The following is an 18549-nucleotide window of genomic DNA, read 5'->3' as shown; positions in this document are numbered from 1 at the left end:
TAATCTTAACCGCAACAAACGCTCCGTAGAGTACTAAATACAATAAGAACGCAGTCCCATAAATAGGAATCCGTTCTTAAATTACTTATAAGACGTAGCCGACATTAGCGAAATAAGAACGTTAACTATCCATTGTCAAAAATTAAAAATCTTCTCCTTGGCTCTACTTAAAATAACCTCAGGTTGGCCTTCTAATGCTCTACATATTGCCTCTAAAGTTAAAAATATAATTGCTTTTGCATTTCTATTTTTATAAAGAATATTGATCCTCGTTTCAAAAAATCTCAATCTTTTTGCCATTTTATATTTAACATATTATTTATCGAGTTTTATAAATTCTTATTCATTTACACAAAATATTGCCACTCTCCAAGAGGGTTACCCATACCAATTCACTCTCGTTATCATAGATTATTAAAGTAAGTATAAGAAATTTTATTACTTACAAGATTTATTAATAGAAAGGAGGAGTTTTTTTGGGTATCTGTAGAGATTTTCTTTATATTGGAGACACGAGCGACAATACTATCAAGCGTTTTGACGCAACAACAGGGAAGTTCCTTGGTACTTTTGTGGCATCAGAATGTGGTGGATTGCACGGTCCAAGGGGTATTATCTTTAACTGTAGGGGCAATCTCCTTGTCTCCAACCAAAACGTGGATCAACCACAAAACGGTAATATATTGAAGTACAATGGAAAGACAGGTACGTTTCTACACGAACTTGTTACTTCTGTTCAAAAAGGGGCACCATTTGCTCCTCGAGGCATAGTCCTCTCCAACAACAATATCTTATATGTGGCCGACTTACAAAGCCCCGATGACATACCTCAACCAGGAAAACTGCGTGCTTATAATGGCACTAGTGGTAAATTTCTCGGTAATTTTGATCACTCTTGTTTCAATGGACCATTCTTTCCACGAAGTGTAGTTTTCGGTCCAGATGGTTTGCTTTATGTTTCAGTCTTCAATCCTTTTGACCCACTAGATGGCTGGGTATTGCAGTTCGACCCAGTGAAAAGAGAATTCATAAAGGTGTTTATTGAGAGCAATGCCGTCAACAACCTACACCGTCCTGAAGGATTAGTCTTCGGTCCAGATGGCAACCTTTATGTGACGAGTTTTCGTGCAGACGAGAACGACACAGATAAAATTCTTATTTTTGACGGAAAATGCGGGAAATTTCTAGATAAAATTGATCTTGATACAGTTGGTGAACCACGTGCCTTTGCGATGGCAATCCTGTTTGGACCATGTGGAAAACTGTTCGTACCGATTTCTGGAACTGGACCAGATACAGGTTCGGTACGTCGTTACGATGCTCAGTCAAAGACTTTTGACGTTTTCATACCTGCAGGTAAACAGTTAGGAGCACCTTGGTATCTGACTTTTGGTAATACAGATTCAGCGACCTTGGCTTATGATTCGTAAAAAGAATTAATGAAATAGACTCGAAGCTATAAGAACAATGAAAGGGGTTGTCTCAAAAGCCATTTTGAACACCCCTTTCATACCAAAAGCAGGAGGATTATTTATCCATTTAGTAAAATATCAAATCAATCTATAATAAAAAACCATCAATTAAAACGCAGATGCATTTCAATTGATGGTTAAATAAACGTATTTTTTATTTTAGTTAAATAGTTTCTCTCATATTTTCTAAATTACCTTTTTTAAGGGTGATCATAACAACAAAGGAAATACTATATAAGGCTGCTAAGTAAAGCATCGCAACTTTCATATCGTAACTTTGTAGAATATAACCAACTAGGATTGGAGAAAAACCTCCTATAGCTCTACCGAAGTTAAAAATCGTGTTCGTTGCCGTACTTCGAATTTGAACGGGATATAGGCTACCAATTAAAGCCCCATACCCGGCAAACATTCCATTTGAGAAAAATCCGACAATTGCTCCACCTATTAAAACACCTGCACTACCAGTTGCATATGAGTATAAAAACACAGCACATGCAGAGGCAATAAGGAATACTCCAAAGGCACGTTTTGCTCCAAATTTATCTAGGAAAAGTCCAAAGGTTAACATCCCTATAATCATGCCGACAGCTGTACTAATTGTCCAAATGGCAGAGCTTGAAACAGATAAACCTTGTGATTGTTGCAACATAGATGGCAGCCAAATCATTAATCCGTTATAACCGGCGATTTGAACCGTTGCCATAATTATCAGGGAGATTGTAGTAATCGCTGTTCGAGGAGTTTCAAACAATTGAACTAATTTACCCTTTTCATCTTTTTTATTTATTTTTTTATTCTTCTGAGCAGCTAGCCACTCCGGTGATTCATCTAAATTCTTTCGTACAATAAAGGCAAAAATTACAGGTACTACACCAACAAAGAACAATGCTCTCCATCCTAAAGTAGGTAAGATGATTGCACTTAGCAACGCTGCTAAAATAACACCATATTGAGCACCTACACTAACATACGAAGACGCTCTCCCTTGTTTATTCTTCGGCCAGGCTTCTGCTACGAGCGCCATTCCGATCCCGTATTCTCCTCCAGCACCAATTCCTGCGATAAATCTAAATAAATATACTTGTTCAATACTAGTTGCTAATCCAGTTAAAGCTGTACCGATTGCAAACAACAAAACGGTATATGTAAAAACCTTTACCCTTCCATACTTATCTGCTAAAACTCCGAAAATTATTCCACCTAATAACATCCCTATATTCGTTATAGAAGAAATAAATCCTCCTGTTGCTAAATCAATGTTAAATTCTGCAATAATCATTGTCATAGCAAATGAGATAAACATGATATCCATGCCTTCTAATGTTAAACCTGCTACCGATGCGACCACGGTCTTTTTACGATAATCCATTCTACTATCCTCCAGTTTTTCTAGATGTAATAAATCTCTTTTATTTACGAATGAATGGATGTATCTATTAATTAAAACTCTTCCATTCTCCTTTAAAGCCTCACTGGACTTCATTAAAAGAGGTACTTTAGTTGTGCACTTACAACTATAAAAGCAAAATAAAAGCCCTTTCGTCAGATTAGACAAAAGGGCATGATTAAACAAAGATATTAGTAACGTAATAACTTAAAATATCAAGCAGCCCTTTTCAGCCTCTCTGGACCATATTAAAGGATCATTATTTTTATTTGTTATTCTAACATACTAATTTACGTTTTTCTATAAGAAAATTAATATTAAAGCTATCACAAACAATGCGTGCCATATACTAGTAAGAAGGCATAAAGCCCAAAGATGCAATAAAAAGGATAGATTGATTACTCCGACGTATTAAAAAATTTACGCAAAAAAATTTTTTTATATGAAAAGCAGACGCATTTAGAATTTCACTATGAAACTTCTAAAGTCGTCTGCTTATATATGTCTAACAATAGTAACGGTTCCATAAGCTACAATTTAACACTAATTTTAAATATTTCTGTCAAAGCTCTTCCGTCACAGTTTGGAAAATCGATTCCTAAAATGTTCGCGATAGTAGGTGCAATATCTATTACTTCTACGTCGCCTAGTTCACATTCATTTTTTATGTCTTCCCCTGAAATAACAAGCGCACTTGTATAATTAGGCTTATTTGGGGAATAGCCATGTGTCGCATACTTAATACCGCGCTCATGCAAATCAACGATAATTGGTTCATCGTATGCATCAGCAAAAGCATATCCTTCCTTAGCCTCTATCATGTAGTGAAATTTAGTATCTACATGTAGTGCATCAAGGTCATTTCTTGTAAATATGCTTTCAATTCCGTAGCAATTTTCTTCCCGAGCTTGATCTAGTAATTCTAGCGCTATTTTTTGAGCTTCCAGATCTCCTTCCTTCACATGCAAGTAAGCAGCTCCACCTGCACCTTGCACATAGGCTCTCCATTTCATTTCACCATTTTCTTCATAAATGAGCCCGTGATCTTTCAGCAGACGATTGAGATACACCTTATATCGCACATTTAGTTGTCCATGATCACCTACTACTATAAAGGTAGTATTCTCTTTAATTCCAGCGTCTTCAACTGCATCCATTATATCGCCTAGCCGTTTATCCATACGTTGAATTGCTTGGTCGATATGTTGCCCCTTTGTGCCAAGAGCATGCTTAGCCTCATCCAGTTCTATTAAATGTAGAAGTAGAAGGTTTGGCTTTTTATGCTTTATAGTATCAACAGCACACATTGTTGAAAAATCATCGAGATATGGCTGCTCAATCCCTTTACGATATCGCCCGTATTTTAATTCCATTCCAATACTAAAGATTGGACTACCGTTTTTTAATATTTTGATTGCTTGATTTTCATTTTTTATTGCTTTTATTTCAGGAATGTTATAGTTAATACTAGCTTTTCCTGAAACGGGCCATAAAATCCCCGCTACTCTCATCCCACGCTTAGTTACCTCGTCATAAACAGTCGGTACTTTAATATCGCGTCTAAACCAGTGCCAACTTTGGTCTTCCTCAGCTACAAACGGCTGGAACGGGTTATTATGATAAACACCATGTTTATTCGGATAAACACCGGTTACATAAGTTGCGTGTATTACATAAGTAAGCGTTGGATAGACACTCTTCACCTTCGTCGTATAGGCACCGTTTTTTATTAGCTTAGATAAATTAGGCTGTTTACTCGCCATCTCCCAATTGTCCTCGGAAAATGCATCGTAGGATATAACAATTATATGCTTCTTTTGATTTGCTTTTGAACTCATATTTATCACCCTATCGCTTCTGCATCAAACTTCTTCTCTTTAGGTAAAGTTAAAAATATTATTAGTCCAATAATAAATAACGGGATAATAGACAAAATACTAAATTTAGCGTTACCCGTTAATGTAGTTGTCAGTGCCATCAAAAATGGTCCCATAATAGCTGCGAATTTCCCAAAAATATTGTAGAAGCCAAAAAATTCTGTAGCCTTTTCTTTTGGAATGATTTTACCGTAATAGGACCTACTCAATGCTTGAATTCCTCCTTGTGCCGAACCAATTAACGCTCCAAGAATGAAAATATGCCATAAAGAAGAAATGAAAAAGGCTGCTACACAAGAGATAATGTAAGTAAGAATTCCAACGATAATCAGTGGTCTAGCTGAATATTTTTTAGCTAAATTCCCATATAGGAGCGCACATGGAAAAGCAATGATTTGGATAATTAATAAAATGCCAAGTAAAGTGAACGTATTGAATGCATCATCCCCTAACACACTTGTCGCATAAGGAACGACCATTTTAATAATCGTATCTACTCCATCGATATAAAAGAAATAAGCGATTAAAAATACAAAAACTACTTTATAATTTTTGATTTGTAAAAATGTTTTTCCCAGTCTCTTAAAGCTATTTACGACAGGCTTCGGTTCTGGCTCAATAAAGTAACGCTGATGCACATCTTTCACCATTGGAATCGTCAGTAATCCCCACCAAAGTGCTGTAATCATAAAACCAATTTGATACCCAATTGCCTTATCCATCCCCATAAATAAAATGACTACAAGACTAATCGCGAATGGAATAACGCTGCTTATATAACCGTAAGCAAAGCCGCTTGTTGACACTTTATCCATTCTTTCATCGCTTGTGACATCTACTAAGAAGGAATCATAAAAAATATTCGCGCCAGCAAAGCCTATTGCCGATAAAACGTAAAGTAAAATTAAAAGCTGCCACTGACCACTGTCAGGCGAAATAAATGCAAACGAAAACGTCGCTATAATGCCAAGTAATGCAAAAAAGATAAAGAAGCGTTTTTTCTTATCTTTATAATCAGCTATCGTTCCTAAAACCGGGCTCAGTACCGCAATAAGAATACTTGCTAATGAATTAAAGTAGCCAAGATCCATACTATTTGTATCCTTAAACATGCCGAATACAATCGGAAACAAGGCCGTCGTAATTGCTATCGAATACGCTGAATTACCACAATCATACAGAATCCACGATTTTTCTTCCCTGCTTAACTTCATCCATCCGCTCCCCCTTTATTACTTATTTATAATTATTATATCATTCTCTCAATATTAGAATGATTAAATGTTTTGTTAATTTTCAGTTAATGTAAAAGGGGTTTATTTGAGTAATTCGCGGAGAAGTAGAAAAAGGGCCATCCCATAAGTAAAAACTTATAGGATAGCCCTTTTAGAAACTGATTTTTGTATTTTAGTTAGGAAAAAACAAATGACCTATACTTATAATTTAAATAAGCTTGAAATGCCTTCAATTTTACACAGTGAACTTCCCAATTTCATTTTTTAAGTCCTCTGCTATATTGGATAAATGATTGGCTGCAACAGAAACATCTTCAACCGTAGCAGTTTGTTCTTCCGTCGATGCTGCAATTTCTACTGAGTAAGATGCTAAGTTTTCATACAATGATGAAATTTGTTGAACAGACTTCTGCAAGTTAGCTATGATATTCTCTACTTCTTTGGAGATGGACGTAGCTTCTGAAGTATGTTCAGATACATCTTTAACCGCATGCAATATTTTTTCAAAAGCTTCACCCGTATCATTGACTAAAGTGGAGCCTTTTTTCACAGCCTCATAACTATCTGTCATACTGTCCATCGTTTGTGAAATATTATGCTTGATTTCATTAATCAATTGGCGGATATGATTAGCTGCATTACTTGATTCTTCAGCTAATTTCCGAACTTCATCGGCAACAACTGCAAAACCTTTCCCCGCTTCTCCAGCACGTGCTGACTCAATTGCCGCATTTAGAGCTAATAAATTTGTCTGTTCCGCAATAGATGTAATGAAAGACGAGAAGTTTTCAATTTGTGTTGATTTTTCATTCAATTCAACTACAATTCCTTTAGATTGCTTCGTATAATTATTAATCTGTTCCATACTTTTTTCAGTATCCTTAACACTAGTATTTCCGTTAGTAGAAATTGATACTGTATGTTGGGCGAGCTCGTTCATCTTATTTATACTTTCAGACAGTTTACTTACTTCGCCAATAATTGTTCCAAGATCTGAAACCGCATGCTGGACAGTCTTAGTTTGACCTTCTGTTTCCAAAGCGATTTGTTGTACGGAATTGGAAATTTGAACAGATGCAATTTTCGTTTCATCTGCACTAGCAGTAAACTCACTAGACATTGCTAGCAATTGATCAGATGAGCTAATTACTTTTTCAAATGCTTTCCGTACAGAAGATAACATCTCTTCATACTGCACAGCTAACAAGCCAAAGTCGTCTTTTCGCTTCAGCAAATTAGATATTTGTTCATTATCAGTAAAATTCAATTGTGCCGTTTGGTCGATAACTTGACTGAATTGATGAATTGGCTTAGACACTCGTCGTCCAATTACAATGGATAAAATAATAGCAACAATGACTGAAACGATTACCATTATGAAAACAGTTAGATTATTAATTTTTAATCTATCCGTGTAAAAATTGTCGTCATATGCTACAACAAGTAAACGTGATTCTCTATATTTATTTTCATCATTTGCTTCTAAATTGATTTGGGGAATGAATTTATAAACGACCCCAGAATTTCCATCCACGTTTCTTAATACTTTTTCTTTATTATCAACAATTGCCTCTTCGGCTGATTTTACTAGTGATTCAGGGAGTAGAGCAGCTTTTCCATCTTCATCCTTTTTATTCATCGAGTAGGAAGGTACTCCATCGATATTAATTGTATAAATGCCGACGTCTTTCACAAATGCATATTCATTTTGTAAATCGGATGTTACCTTTTCCAAGTCTAATGATTGAATCAAGTCAGAAAATTTATCTGCTGTTGCAGCAATTTGAATCATGTACTTCTTATCATATGTAGCTGTATAACTGAACTTATTTGTCTCTTTTGTCGCTTCGCTAATTTCTAAACGGTCTGCGATAAAAGTACCCGCGTCCATTCGCTGCTGAAGTAAATCTCCTAGACCAAGTTCTTTAAAATCAAGTCCTAAATCATCTTTTCGTGTTGCATATTCAATGACAAACTGATCGTTAATTATAAAAATATCAAAACCATCAAAACGATTTTTGAATGCTTCTAAATCCCAAGAGGCAACATCGGGATTCTCTTTGTACTCATTTTGCAGTATATTCGTAAATGACAACATTTTCTCAGAAAGAGATTGTTCGATGATGGAATAGGCCACATTGGAACTTTCGATCGCACTTAGCAAATTTTCTTGAATTAACTGTTCCGTTTGCTCTTTTTCAATTTCTAAATTCTTTTTGCTTAGAAAATAGTTAATGGAAGCAATCGCAATTACTAATATAGAAATTGAAATAACTAATGTCCAAATTAAATTCCTCTGAAATATCCCCATTTTTTTCATTATTCCTTACCCCTCTCTATCTTATGATGCCTAATGTAAGCCCTAGCTCCCTACAATAGACTTGTATTATGGCGTTTTTTATCACGGATGTAAAAAGTTCTTTTACAAAAAAACGAAAAGAAGGACCTTCCGAAAGGTCGATACTTCGACTTTTTAGAAAGCCCTCTACTTTTACTCCCATACTTTTCTATCAGAACTTCATAAGTATTTAGAGCAAAAAATCAAGCGTCTAAATCTTCATCTTTTAGTGCTAATAAAATAGCAAAGCCGATCCACACCGAAGTAATATCCATTGCAGTCTCTTTTCCATTCCAGATTTGAGATTGCCACATAGCGAACCACTCACTTCCAATAACAATGAATCCAAAATACCAAATGGTAAAACCTAGAATAAATGCATAATATCCAAATGATTTAGCACGGTTAAATTGACGTCCAGTTGAACGAATATTTTTCAACATATGATAGACACCAATGAATGCAAGTAAACTAAAAGCACCTTCTGCTATAATTAAGCCCCAGTAAGCAATTGTATGTACAGTACTACTTTCAAACGCACGCCACATTAATTTATTCCCTTCAAATGTTGTGTCCATTGAAAGTACGTGTTGAACATATTCATAATTCGAATTATAGTCAAGCAAGTTTCCAGCAAATACAAATAAACCAAAAAGTCCAGCAAGTAATAACGAAACTGTTTTTAACAATCTTAATGCTATTGAATTCAAAAAAGCCCATCTCCTATTCTTTTTCCAATCTAAGATGAAGTTAGTTCTAGAAGTCAAAATTGCTATTCTATTATAGGATTCATAGAATTAACCGCTTGCATATGTATTCGATAATAACCTCATCGGTCTTTCTACGTTATTCAACGATTCTAATAAATTACTAATAAATAACTTATTGACTAGTATGCCCTACACTTCTTCAGTCCATATTTACTAATTTAAACCAATTCCATTTACAAGTCAATATGACCATTTGATGGTAATTGTCAGAGTTTTCATTGAAAAAATTATACATATTTGATATTAAAAAGCTTTATTAATAAAATAACAGTAAAAGCAGACGATTTAGAAGTGAATTATCGCACTTCTAAACCGTCTGCTTATTGAATGGGTTCGTTCCTTGTTTGAGTGAAATTTAGCTATTTTTAACACTAAAATATGCTGATTTTCTGATCTCTACTATTCCGTAATTAATCCATACGCAGAAATTTTCCTAATTTTGAATGATACAAATATGGAGACAATGTAGGCTAAAATAAGGATTCCTACGCAAAACACTAAAATAATTGGAAGATGAATAATAAAATCTAATCGTTTAACACCTGCACTTGAAAGTAAGACAGAAAGCATAGGATTAGTGAAAAATACCCCTAACAAGCCACCAATACTAACACCTATAAAGATTACAGGCAGCAAACTGATGGATATTTGATTCATCAGTTGAATCGTTGAAAAACCAATTGCTTTCATTACGCCAAATTCTTTCTTTCGCTTTGTTATCATCGTTTTAATAACTAGATATAAAATCAGTCCAACAACTAGAACAGTTATTGTCAAAACGATCACCATCACAGCAAATACTGCATCTGTATACATACTAGTTTGGCTTTCTATATTTTCATCGATATCTAACGTTTCAACTATATAATCTCCATACTGTTTTTGAACATTTTTAATAAAGTCCTTGTTCGCTATTCCGTCTAAATATACATGAAGTGTAGTACCTTTATAATCTGGTTGTACTTGCTGAATGCCACCCATCGTTAATGCGGCTATCTGTCCTAAATTACCAATTGATTGACTGAGGCCCGTTATTAAAAATTTTGCTGTTCCAGTCCCATATTCTACTTCAACCGTATCGCCAATTCCTTTATTGATTTGACTTGCTACTACCCATGAGATCGATATTTCATTTTCATATTTTGGCTGGCGACCTTCGTAGACAATATTATTTTCTAACTGATTAAAATTATCCGTAACAGTCATATATACGGTTTGATCATCAATATTTGTTGCAATAAGATCGAATATATTTACTTTCCTTACTTGGTCCATTTGTTCAATGTTACTTAAAAGTTCACTTGTATCTGCATCTGGCTTAACAGATATCAACACATTCGACGGTTCCGCGCCAAATAAATTAACGAATGCGGTTTTGTCCGAGGAAATGTTGTAATACAGCACTACTGAAAAGACTGTTGCAAAAGTTAGCGACATCACGATTAATATTATCATTATATTTTGCTTCACATTTGCTAGCATTGACTTAATAGCAAGTAAGAACTGAAGACCGCCCTTCGCTTTTTCTAAAGGAATGTGGTTTTTTCTAAAACTGTGAGTCTGAATACCTCCGCGAAGTGCCGTAACAGGTAGAATTTTTCGTACCCGAAAGGCCGATATTAATGTTACGATTACAACACAAACCGTCACAAATAAAATACTGATACAATTAACAACCATATCAAAGTACTGATTCCATATTAATCCTGATAAAGTTGAAATAATACTTCCAATCAACGGCATAAGAGCATATGACAATGCAATTCCTACTACGCTAGCACTAAAAGCAATTAATATATATTGAAGTATAATTGACGAAAGAATTTGCCTACTTGTATAGCCAATTGATTTTAACACTCCTATATTCGCCATTCCATCTTCAATATTATTCGAAACACGGAACCTAATAACAATTAGTGAAACAAGCACGACAATGGCTGAAAATGCTACTAATATTGTAGCGATAATGTTAATGGTCAACATGCTCACACTTTTCACCATTTCAATGTCTAATCCCCAAAAATATGAGGTTGTATCTCCTGCTGCTGATTGAGGAAACTTTTTATTAAAATCATTAAGTAGCTTTGTAGATTGTGTGTTGTCTTCCATCAATGCAGATATCGCATATCCTTTTGATAAATTGTCTAATTCATCTGCTAATATTTGATAGGGAGCGGCTGGTAGCATGAATTTCATAACACCAACGTTGGTCGTACCCATCATTGTTGTTTCAAAGAATCCAGCAATTCGATAGTCATAGTCCTTGTTTTGATAGGTTAGGGTAAAGTCATCACCTAACTCATAGCCACCGTTTGTTTTAAAAATGTAAGGAATAAAAATATCATTAGCACTTGTAGTATTTAGCTTTTCAACTAACTTCAACTCCCCAATATTACTAGTAGCATCTGAATTAAAAATAGCTGTACTGCTAGTTAATTCACTATTCCCAAAATTATATTTGGCAATGTTCATAAGGATAGTCTCTTCTATTTCTGTCTCTGTCACCCCAGAATAGTTCGATATGAAGTCTTTATAATTTGGATCATAGCTTGCTTCATCCATCATGAGTATTGCGTGAGGATCTTTTAGTTGTTCAGCTTTCTTATCAAAAAATGGATTTAGTTGAGTAATAACCATTAAGCCAATATTAAGAAGTAGCGCAGCAACTAAAATGAATATAAATAAAGACACGGTAGCAGATTTGCTTTTCCTAATATTCGCCATGGCTAGGTTCATGATTTTCACCTTACCACCTCATTTCTGTTAGGAAATGTTGTAGTTTTTCATGCCGTTCGAGATTCTTTTGTTCACTGTATCTACCTAACTGTAAATCACCGCAAATGACACCATCTCGCAAAAATAAAATTCGATTTCCACGCAAAGCTGTTTTCATATCGTGAGTGACCATAACGATACTTTGCCCATTTTGATTTACATTTGTTAATACATTTAACACACTTTCACTAGAAGCAGAGTTTAATGCACCGGTTGGCTCATCTGCAAATAGTATTTGCGGACTGTTAATCAATGCACGAACAATTCCAACTCGTTGCGCCTCACCACCAGAAAGCTGTGTCGGAAATTTAGACCATGCGTTGTCATTGATTCCTACTTGTATTAATAATTCTTTGGCTTTTTGCGCGAGTTCACGCTTATTCTTATTTACTAAAAGACCACTTGCCAGAACATTATCTAGTACACTCATATTGTCTAGTAAATAGATTTGTTGAAACACAAAGCCACAATGGTTTCTTCTAAATATCGCGAGCTGATCGTTGTTTAATTTAGTTATATTTTTTCCGGCAAAATCGATTTCACCTAACGTTGGCTTATCCATACCACTCATTGCGTAAAGTAAAGTGGATTTCCCAGATCCAGAACTACCCATGATGATCGTAAAATCCCCGTCAAATAAACTGATATCTAAATTTTTTAAAACATGCTGCTGAATTCCACCGCTCGAAAAGGTTTTACAAAGCTTTTCTGTTTTAATAATTGTCTTAGTCATGTTTTTTCACTCCCTTTTGTATTTTCATCTCAAAGAAAAAAGACCGTAATGAAGATTACAGTCTTATCATACAAAATGAATTCTTATTAAATCTTTGTGCGATTCTTAATTGTTCCTTAATTAACTAGCTAACTTTATTTTCAAGACTACTGTAAAACCGTCATCTCGATTGTAACAGTTAATTTGGCCTTGCATATTGTCCATGAAGTACCTCGATATATAGAGACCCAGTCCTGAACCATTCTTACCTTCGACATTTTTGCCTCGATAATATTTATTGAACAGTAGAGGCAATTCTTCTTCGTTAATTCCCCGTCCAAAATCTCGAATTCGTAGCTCAAGATAACCTTGATGGATTTGAGACGTGATCGAAATATTTGTGCCAGCATACTTATATGAATTACTTACAATATTATCGATTACCTGCTGCATACGTACGGGATCGGTTAAAATAATACATGGTGGAATTGGGTCATATTCGATTTGTTGATCATAATTTACATTTTCAATCATTTCAACAAGTACTTCACTCGATTGCTCAGTTACTGTTAATTTTAACTGTTGTAGTTCTTCTAAAGTGGCATGAAACATATCCGTAACAAGTAAGTTAACTTGCTCCGCTTTCGAATTGATTGTATTTACGTGCTTAATCATTTTTTCATCTTTTACTTGCAGAAGCATTAACTCACTTACCGCTTTAATTGAAGCAATAGGCGTCTTAATATCATGGCTTAATGTAGCCACAAGCTCCTTCTTACTACGATTAGATTCATACTCTCTTTGACGAGCAGCATAAAGTTCCTCACGTAATAAATCAAAGCTTTCCGTGAATGCACCAAAATAATTATTTTTTTCCATATTTAAAGAAATATCTAGATTACCTCTAGCGACATTGGCTGCGAAATGTTGAAGCTGCTGAAAAGGTTTCAAGATCGTTCTGTAAATGTAGACATAATAAATAATACTAACAAGCATTACTAGACCAACGATTAAACTGAAGGATATAACTAGTTCCTTTTTCATTTGTTGTATTATTTCGTGATCGTTATTGCGGATTATAATTTTCCCGACAACCTCATCATTATGCTTCACATCTAGTATTGAATCTCTATTTTTAATAGCATCGTATATTGTATTAAACTGCATACTAGGTGTTTGATAAATTACATTTTCATAATTATCTATAATCGTAAGTGGTTGTTGAAAGCCGCTGTTATTAAATGTTTCATTATTAATTTGTTCCCAATTTTTTTCAACGGTTTTTACTACGTCATTAATGGCTACAATATTTACTTCTGAAATATTTTTATTGTTAATCATAATAATTGAGAAAGAGATTCCTGCAGCAAAAATAACGAAAACTATGACCATTAGCAGTTTTATTCTCATTGCTTGGAGTCCTCTAATACATAGCCTGTTCCCCATATCGTTTTTATAAATTGCGGGTCCTTTGGATTCTCTTCAATTTTCTCGCGTAAATGGCGAATATGTACGTTCAGAGTTCCATCCCCTACAAAGGAATCTCCCCACACATTTCGAAACAATTCATCTTTTGTAATGATACGATTTTTATTTTTCGCTAAATAAGACAGCAGTTTATATTCCATCGTTTTTAGCTGAATGTCCTGACGATTTACCCGAACGCGATGAAGTTTCGTATCAATTTGGATCTGTCCAAATTCTAAAACTTCTTGCTCATTACTCGAACTAACACCATATCTTTTAAGTACTGCTTTTACTTTTGCTAGTAAAATACTCAGTGTATATGGCTTTTGTATATAATCGTCCCCACCGATATTAAGCGCAATCAAAACGTCGTCATCACTAGAGCGTGCACTTATAAATAAAATCGGTATCTGCGTTGTTTTACGCAACTTTTTACATAAATCAAAACCAGATTCATTACCGAGGTTAATGTCTAGAAGAATCACTGACGGTTCATGTTCTTCCAAAAAACGCCTACACTCCTCTGCACTATCTACAAATGCGGTATTAACTTCAAACATATTAAAATATTCACAAGTTGTTTCAGCTAAAGCGATCTCATCATCAACAATTAAACAATCGTATTTCATCGCAATTCTCCCAGAAAAATACTCCCTTACTTGTTTAAGGTATTTAAAGTATACATTAAATATCAACAAGTGAGTGTAAATTAACGGGTTATAATTCCCAAAAATCTTCCTGTTGCCTGAAATCGTTTAATTACTTAAAATTCAGTTCACACTATAAAAACAACCCTTGAAATATCCATTAACAAGGATTTTCAAGGGTTTAATTATTATAGCTCTATCCGTGTTCGCTTCAAATGTGTAGAGTGTGTATGGCGACATATGTGGTGTTTGTAGGTTTAATACCACATTCATCCTAACCAACTTACCGCTTAATAAGCTCTAACTTTTTTGCGGTTACATCATTTTACCGACCACGGTCACTCTTCATTGTTTAACTCAAAGCTATCAAGCAATGCACGCACTTCATCTGTTGATTTCGTGTTCATCAATTGATTACGCAATTCTCCAGCTCCACGGAATCCTTTGACATAGATTTTGAAAAAGCGATGCAGCCCTGTGATTGAACGTGGCAGTACTTCTGCATATTGATCTTGAAGATCGAGTTGCAATCTTAAAAGATCAAGGTACTCTTTACTGCTATGCTCTTTTGGCTCTTTTTCAAAAGCGAAAGGATTTTTAAAAATACCGCGCCCGATCATAACGCCATCTATACCATATTGTTCAGCCAGCTTAAGTCCTGTTTCACGATCAGGGATGTCTCCGTTAATTGTTAGTAGCGTATTTGGTGCGATACGGTCACGTAATTTTTTGATTTCCGGAATTAGCTCCCAATGTGCATCTACTTGGCTCATTTCCTTTCTTGTACGCAAATGAATAGAAAGGTTCGCAATATCCTGCTGTAAAATATGTGTTAGCCACTCCTCCCACTCATTTACATCGTTATAGCCAAGTCGTGTTTTTACGCTGACAGGCAGTCCACCCGCTTTTGCTGCTTGAATAAGTTCTGCCGAAACGTCCGGGCGCAAAATAAGTCCGCTACCTTTCCCTCTCGTTGCCACATTCGGTACAGGGCAGCCCATATTAATATCGATGCCTTTAAATCCTAGCTCAGCCATGCCAATACTCATTTGACGGAAATATTCGGGATTGTCCCCCCAAATATGTGCCACCATTGGCTGTTCATCTTCTGTAAAAATCAAACGGCCACGCACACTTTTCATGCCCTCTGGATGACAATAGCTATCCGAATTTGTAAACTCTGTAAAAAATACATCCGGTCGACCGGCTTTACTTACTACGTGACGAAAAACAACATCTGTCACATCTTCCATTGGTGCAAGTACAAAAAATGGTCGTGGTAAATCACGCCAAAAATTCTCTTTCAATTTAAACTCAAATCCTCTCACTATGAATACAACTTCAAACTCTCGTCCAAAAATATAAAGTCCATTGTTCAACTTCTTCTACACTTATATCATGCTTCATAACTTATTATCAAACACAAGTACATTAGGACGTTTATTATTTTGGAAAAACTATTATGAAAATCGGTCCTGAATAGGAAATGGTTATATGAAGTTGCAGTGTCAATAGATGCTGCATTTTTTTATTTTCCCTTCATAAACTTCATTTTTTATAATGCCCTCACCTTTAATACAAAAAATACATATGATGCAGTTAAGACCATTTACTTTTGATAAGGAGGATATATAAGATGAATGACAATAGAAAAAATTTAAAACAATCCTCTGAATCACAGGAAATTCATATTGCTAGACTTACATTTATTGGCGCATCTATTTCTACATTAGGTGATGGATTACAAGCTGTTGCTGCTGGACTTGCACTAGAAGCTTTAGAAAAAAAACAAGGTTCTCGAAGCTCGAACGAACAATCAAAACAGATAGAAGACATTGAAAAGCAGATAGACTATTTAATAAATGAGCTAAAAAAAATCAAACGGATAATGAAATAAAATGCAGCACTCAAAGCCGCTTCTTTTTCTCTAAGTATTTGTTTGAGGAATTATTCAATATAGACTTTGCTGTGGCTTTTTATTTTCAAAGAACAAGGGACAACTGTAATGGCGGACTCACTTTCATCGTTAGAGATATCAATACCCACTACTGGATTCATTTTTTCTCCTCCTTCACCGTATTCAACAGTAACCCCTATTACCTCAAAATAGTATATAGCTTCGCTTGTTATACGAGATCTAAGTCCAACCAGCCTGAAACATAATTCTACAAGTAGGGGTTGACCAGTTAGTTTAAGGAATCAATGTCCCACGCCCCCGTACGTTCTACCCTGACTACTAATAGCTTAAATCTGAATAAAAAAGTTCAACCAGAAAGTTATGGGTGAACTATATAATAAGAAGCTTCCGTTTGTTTAAGTGTATTATTTGCAAACCAATAGCTGATTCTGTCACATTTTTTTTAAAAATTTTTTACTCCTCCTAATTGAAATTTTTTTTGAGTAATGCTATCTTATAAGAAAGTTATTTTTGACTTTACTAAGTTGCAAATCTGTGATTTTCGTCTTATGTATTGAGCAAGAATAGTAACAAAAAGCGGATTACGCAACGGAGGTTTTTTCTCATGGAAAAAGGTACAGTAAAATGGTTTAACTCAGAAAAAGGTTTTGGATTTATCGAACGTGAAGGTGGCGAAGATGTATTCGTACATTTCTCAGCTATCCAAGGCGAAGGATTCAAATCTTTAGAAGAAGGTCAACCAGTAACGTTTGACGTTGAAGCAGGACAACGCGGTCCTCAAGCAACTAACGTTCAAAAAGGATAATTAACCTTTTCCTAGAAAGAGGATGTAATTCTGTAATTTACAGAGTTGCATCCTTTTCTCTTTCTCCAAAGAATTTTTAATAAAATCATTTGTTCAACTAAACTGCGTTGTTAGCATAATAACTTCTACGAAAATATCTTTCCTTTGTTAAAACAACAAGAAAAAGAACGAATTCTCCCCTCAGAAATTCGTTCTTTTTTCATTATGCTCACTCTAACCATACGACCACTTCACAATGTGGCTGATGCTGGTGTATATGATATTAAGACGTAGTAGACTCACCTGAAATAAAATAAATCGATGCTAGTTTTATCGCAGACTAAAGGGCAGTAAGACCCCCACTGATTGAAGATTCACTTTATATATTAAAGTTTAATTATTTTGATAGTGCAAATTTTATATGAGCCAAATGATGCTCTTCGTGCCAAGCTAATTTTGCAACTTTAGTTGAAACTGTTATTTTGCCGTTTGTTTGGTGAGTAAATGCTCGATCTAATTGCTCTTCAGATAAATTTTGTCCTAAAGATACGATACGCTCATTTATGCCTTCTAACATTTTAATAGAACTTTCTACAGGAAGCTCTGTATCCGGTTGAACAGCCCACTTCTCTTCATCAAAAGCTGGAACTGTTGGATTGTTATCTGTTAAAGCAAGCTTCAAGCGTTGATACATATTCAACTGAGAATCTGCAATGTGATGTACAAGTTGACGGACATTCCATGCACCTTCACGATAAGTTTTGCTTAATTCCTCATCACTTAAAGCATCAACAGTTTCTCTTAATCGAATTGTGTATGTTTCGATTTGCTTTAACCATTCTTGAACATGTTCAAGTGTTACTTTTTCAGGAACTTGTAATTTGCCAATTGGGTATCTTACATCCATTTTCAAACCCCTCTTCCCTATTCTTTTTTTACTATTTTTTCAGTGTTAACACTTAATATAACAACCGGCTTATATTTTGTAAACTTTTAACACAAAGACTACAAATACCCTATAAATGTCAACACAATTATGTACACTTTCGCTTGCGTAAGCTTGTACAAAATCACTCGTTTTCTTTCGCTAAATGCCCCTTCATTCGATACGAGCTGCCTACGACTGTTACAACCGTTGCGTGATGTAAAACACGGTCTAATATT

Annotated in this window: 14 protein-coding genes and 1 pseudogene; 3 read left to right on the top strand and 12 right to left on the bottom strand. The window is 35.0% G+C overall.

The window, feature by feature from the left end; translation table 11 throughout:
- Positions 1-476 precede the first annotated feature (476 nt).
- On the top strand, positions 477-1430 hold the full coding sequence (locus tag AAFN87_RS18420; protein WP_347792522.1) for an NHL repeat-containing protein: 954 nt from the start codon (positions 477-479) through the stop codon (positions 1428-1430).
- Positions 1431-1635: 205 nt separating this feature from the next.
- Here AAFN87_RS18420 and AAFN87_RS18415 read toward each other — a convergent pair whose 3' ends face one another.
- The 10 genes from AAFN87_RS18415 to AAFN87_RS18370 form a co-directional block, all read right to left on the bottom strand.
- Complete coding sequence (locus tag AAFN87_RS18415) at positions 1636-2844, bottom strand: MFS transporter (protein WP_347792521.1); 1209 nt, start codon at positions 2842-2844, stop codon at positions 1636-1638.
- Positions 2845-3392: 548 nt separating this feature from the next.
- Positions 3393-4700: an alkaline phosphatase family protein gene (locus AAFN87_RS18410; protein WP_347792520.1), complete on the bottom strand. Its 1308-nt coding sequence runs from the start codon at positions 4698-4700 to the stop codon at positions 3393-3395.
- 5 nt (positions 4701-4705) lie between these two features.
- Positions 4706-5953: an MFS transporter gene (locus AAFN87_RS18405; protein WP_347792519.1), complete on the bottom strand. Its 1248-nt coding sequence runs from the start codon at positions 5951-5953 to the stop codon at positions 4706-4708.
- Between the two features lie 256 nt (positions 5954-6209).
- Positions 6210-8294 carry a methyl-accepting chemotaxis protein gene (locus AAFN87_RS18400; protein WP_347792518.1) on the bottom strand — a complete coding sequence of 695 codons (2085 nt, stop codon included), beginning with the start codon at positions 8292-8294 and terminating at the stop codon, positions 6210-6212.
- Positions 8295-8515: 221 nt separating this feature from the next.
- Positions 8516-9022: a DUF2165 family protein gene (locus tag AAFN87_RS18395; protein ID WP_347792517.1), complete on the bottom strand. Its 507-nt coding sequence runs from the start codon at positions 9020-9022 to the stop codon at positions 8516-8518.
- Between the two features lie 459 nt (positions 9023-9481).
- Positions 9482-11818, bottom strand: coding sequence for an ABC transporter permease (locus AAFN87_RS18390; RefSeq protein WP_347792599.1), 2337 nt, complete (start codon positions 11816-11818; stop codon positions 9482-9484).
- A 10-nt stretch (positions 11819-11828) separates the two neighbouring features.
- On the bottom strand, positions 11829-12590 hold the full coding sequence (locus tag AAFN87_RS18385) for an ABC transporter ATP-binding protein (RefSeq protein WP_347792516.1): 762 nt from the start codon (positions 12588-12590) through the stop codon (positions 11829-11831).
- A 120-nt stretch (positions 12591-12710) separates the two neighbouring features.
- Positions 12711-13979 (bottom strand): HAMP domain-containing sensor histidine kinase, encoded by a 1269-nt coding sequence (locus AAFN87_RS18380; RefSeq protein ID WP_347792515.1) that lies wholly within the window; start codon positions 13977-13979, stop codon positions 12711-12713.
- The gene (locus AAFN87_RS18375; protein WP_347792514.1) at positions 13976-14665 is read right to left on the bottom strand and encodes a response regulator transcription factor; all 690 of its coding nucleotides are present in this window, start codon (positions 14663-14665) and stop codon (positions 13976-13978) included. The genes AAFN87_RS18380 and AAFN87_RS18375 overlap by 4 nt, the downstream gene beginning before the upstream one ends.
- Positions 14666-15021: 356 nt before the next feature.
- Positions 15022-15990 carry a tRNA dihydrouridine synthase gene (locus tag AAFN87_RS18370; RefSeq protein ID WP_347792598.1) on the bottom strand — a complete coding sequence of 323 codons (969 nt, stop codon included), beginning with the start codon at positions 15988-15990 and terminating at the stop codon, positions 15022-15024.
- A 329-nt stretch (positions 15991-16319) separates the two neighbouring features.
- On the opposite strand from AAFN87_RS18370, the gene AAFN87_RS18365 reads away from it, so the two are divergent.
- Together AAFN87_RS18365 and AAFN87_RS18360 are read left to right on the top strand one after the other, a co-directional pair.
- Positions 16320-16580, top strand: a complete 261-nt coding sequence (locus AAFN87_RS18365; RefSeq protein WP_347792513.1) for a translation initiation factor 2 — start codon at positions 16320-16322, stop codon at positions 16578-16580.
- Positions 16581-17205: 625 nt separating this feature from the next.
- The gene (locus AAFN87_RS18360) at positions 17206-17406 is read left to right on the top strand and encodes a cold-shock protein (protein ID WP_347791106.1); all 201 of its coding nucleotides are present in this window, start codon (positions 17206-17208) and stop codon (positions 17404-17406) included.
- Between the two features lie 376 nt (positions 17407-17782).
- Here AAFN87_RS18360 and AAFN87_RS18355 read toward each other — a convergent pair whose 3' ends face one another.
- Together AAFN87_RS18355 and AAFN87_RS20110 are read right to left on the bottom strand one after the other, a co-directional pair.
- Positions 17783-18292 carry a YfiT family bacillithiol transferase gene (locus tag AAFN87_RS18355; RefSeq protein ID WP_347792512.1) on the bottom strand — a complete coding sequence of 170 codons (510 nt, stop codon included), beginning with the start codon at positions 18290-18292 and terminating at the stop codon, positions 17783-17785.
- Positions 18293-18455: 163 nt separating this feature from the next.
- A pseudogene (locus AAFN87_RS20110) lies at positions 18456-18549 on the bottom strand (IS21-like element ISCbo2 family helper ATPase IstB); the annotation flags it as partial.

The sequence above is a fragment of the Solibacillus sp. CAU 1738 genome (genome assembly GCF_039888725.1).
Lineage (GTDB): Bacteria > Bacillota > Bacilli > Bacillales_A > Planococcaceae > Metasolibacillus.
Note: the sequence above shows the minus strand (reverse complement) of the source record. Positions and strands in the feature narration are given on the sequence as shown.

Bases quoted from the DNA above. Each gene is read 5' to 3' on its own strand.
- AAFN87_RS18365 (WP_347792513.1), top strand. From the start codon at position 16,320: ATGAATGACAATAGAAAAAATTTAAAACAATCCTCTGAATCACAGGAA.
- AAFN87_RS18375 (WP_347792514.1), bottom strand. From the start codon at position 14,665: ATGAAATACGATTGTTTAATTGTTGATGATGAGATCGCTTTAGCTGAA.
- AAFN87_RS18355 (WP_347792512.1), bottom strand. From the start codon at position 18,292: ATGGATGTAAGATACCCAATTGGCAAATTACAAGTTCCTGAAAAAGTA.
- AAFN87_RS18400 (WP_347792518.1), bottom strand. From the start codon at position 8,294: ATGAAAAAAATGGGGATATTTCAGAGGAATTTAATTTGGACATTAGTT.
- AAFN87_RS18410 (WP_347792520.1), bottom strand. From the start codon at position 4,700: ATGAGTTCAAAAGCAAATCAAAAGAAGCATATAATTGTTATATCCTAC.
- AAFN87_RS18385 (WP_347792516.1), bottom strand. From the start codon at position 12,590: ATGACTAAGACAATTATTAAAACAGAAAAGCTTTGTAAAACCTTTTCG.
- AAFN87_RS18360 (WP_347791106.1), top strand. From the start codon at position 17,206: ATGGAAAAAGGTACAGTAAAATGGTTTAACTCAGAAAAAGGTTTTGGA.
- AAFN87_RS18405 (WP_347792519.1), bottom strand. From the start codon at position 5,953: ATGAAGTTAAGCAGGGAAGAAAAATCGTGGATTCTGTATGATTGTGGT.
- AAFN87_RS18415 (WP_347792521.1), bottom strand. From the start codon at position 2,844: ATGGATTATCGTAAAAAGACCGTGGTCGCATCGGTAGCAGGTTTAACA.
- AAFN87_RS18380 (WP_347792515.1), bottom strand. From the start codon at position 13,979: ATGAGAATAAAACTGCTAATGGTCATAGTTTTCGTTATTTTTGCTGCA.
- AAFN87_RS18390 (WP_347792599.1), bottom strand. From the start codon at position 11,818: ATGAACCTAGCCATGGCGAATATTAGGAAAAGCAAATCTGCTACCGTG.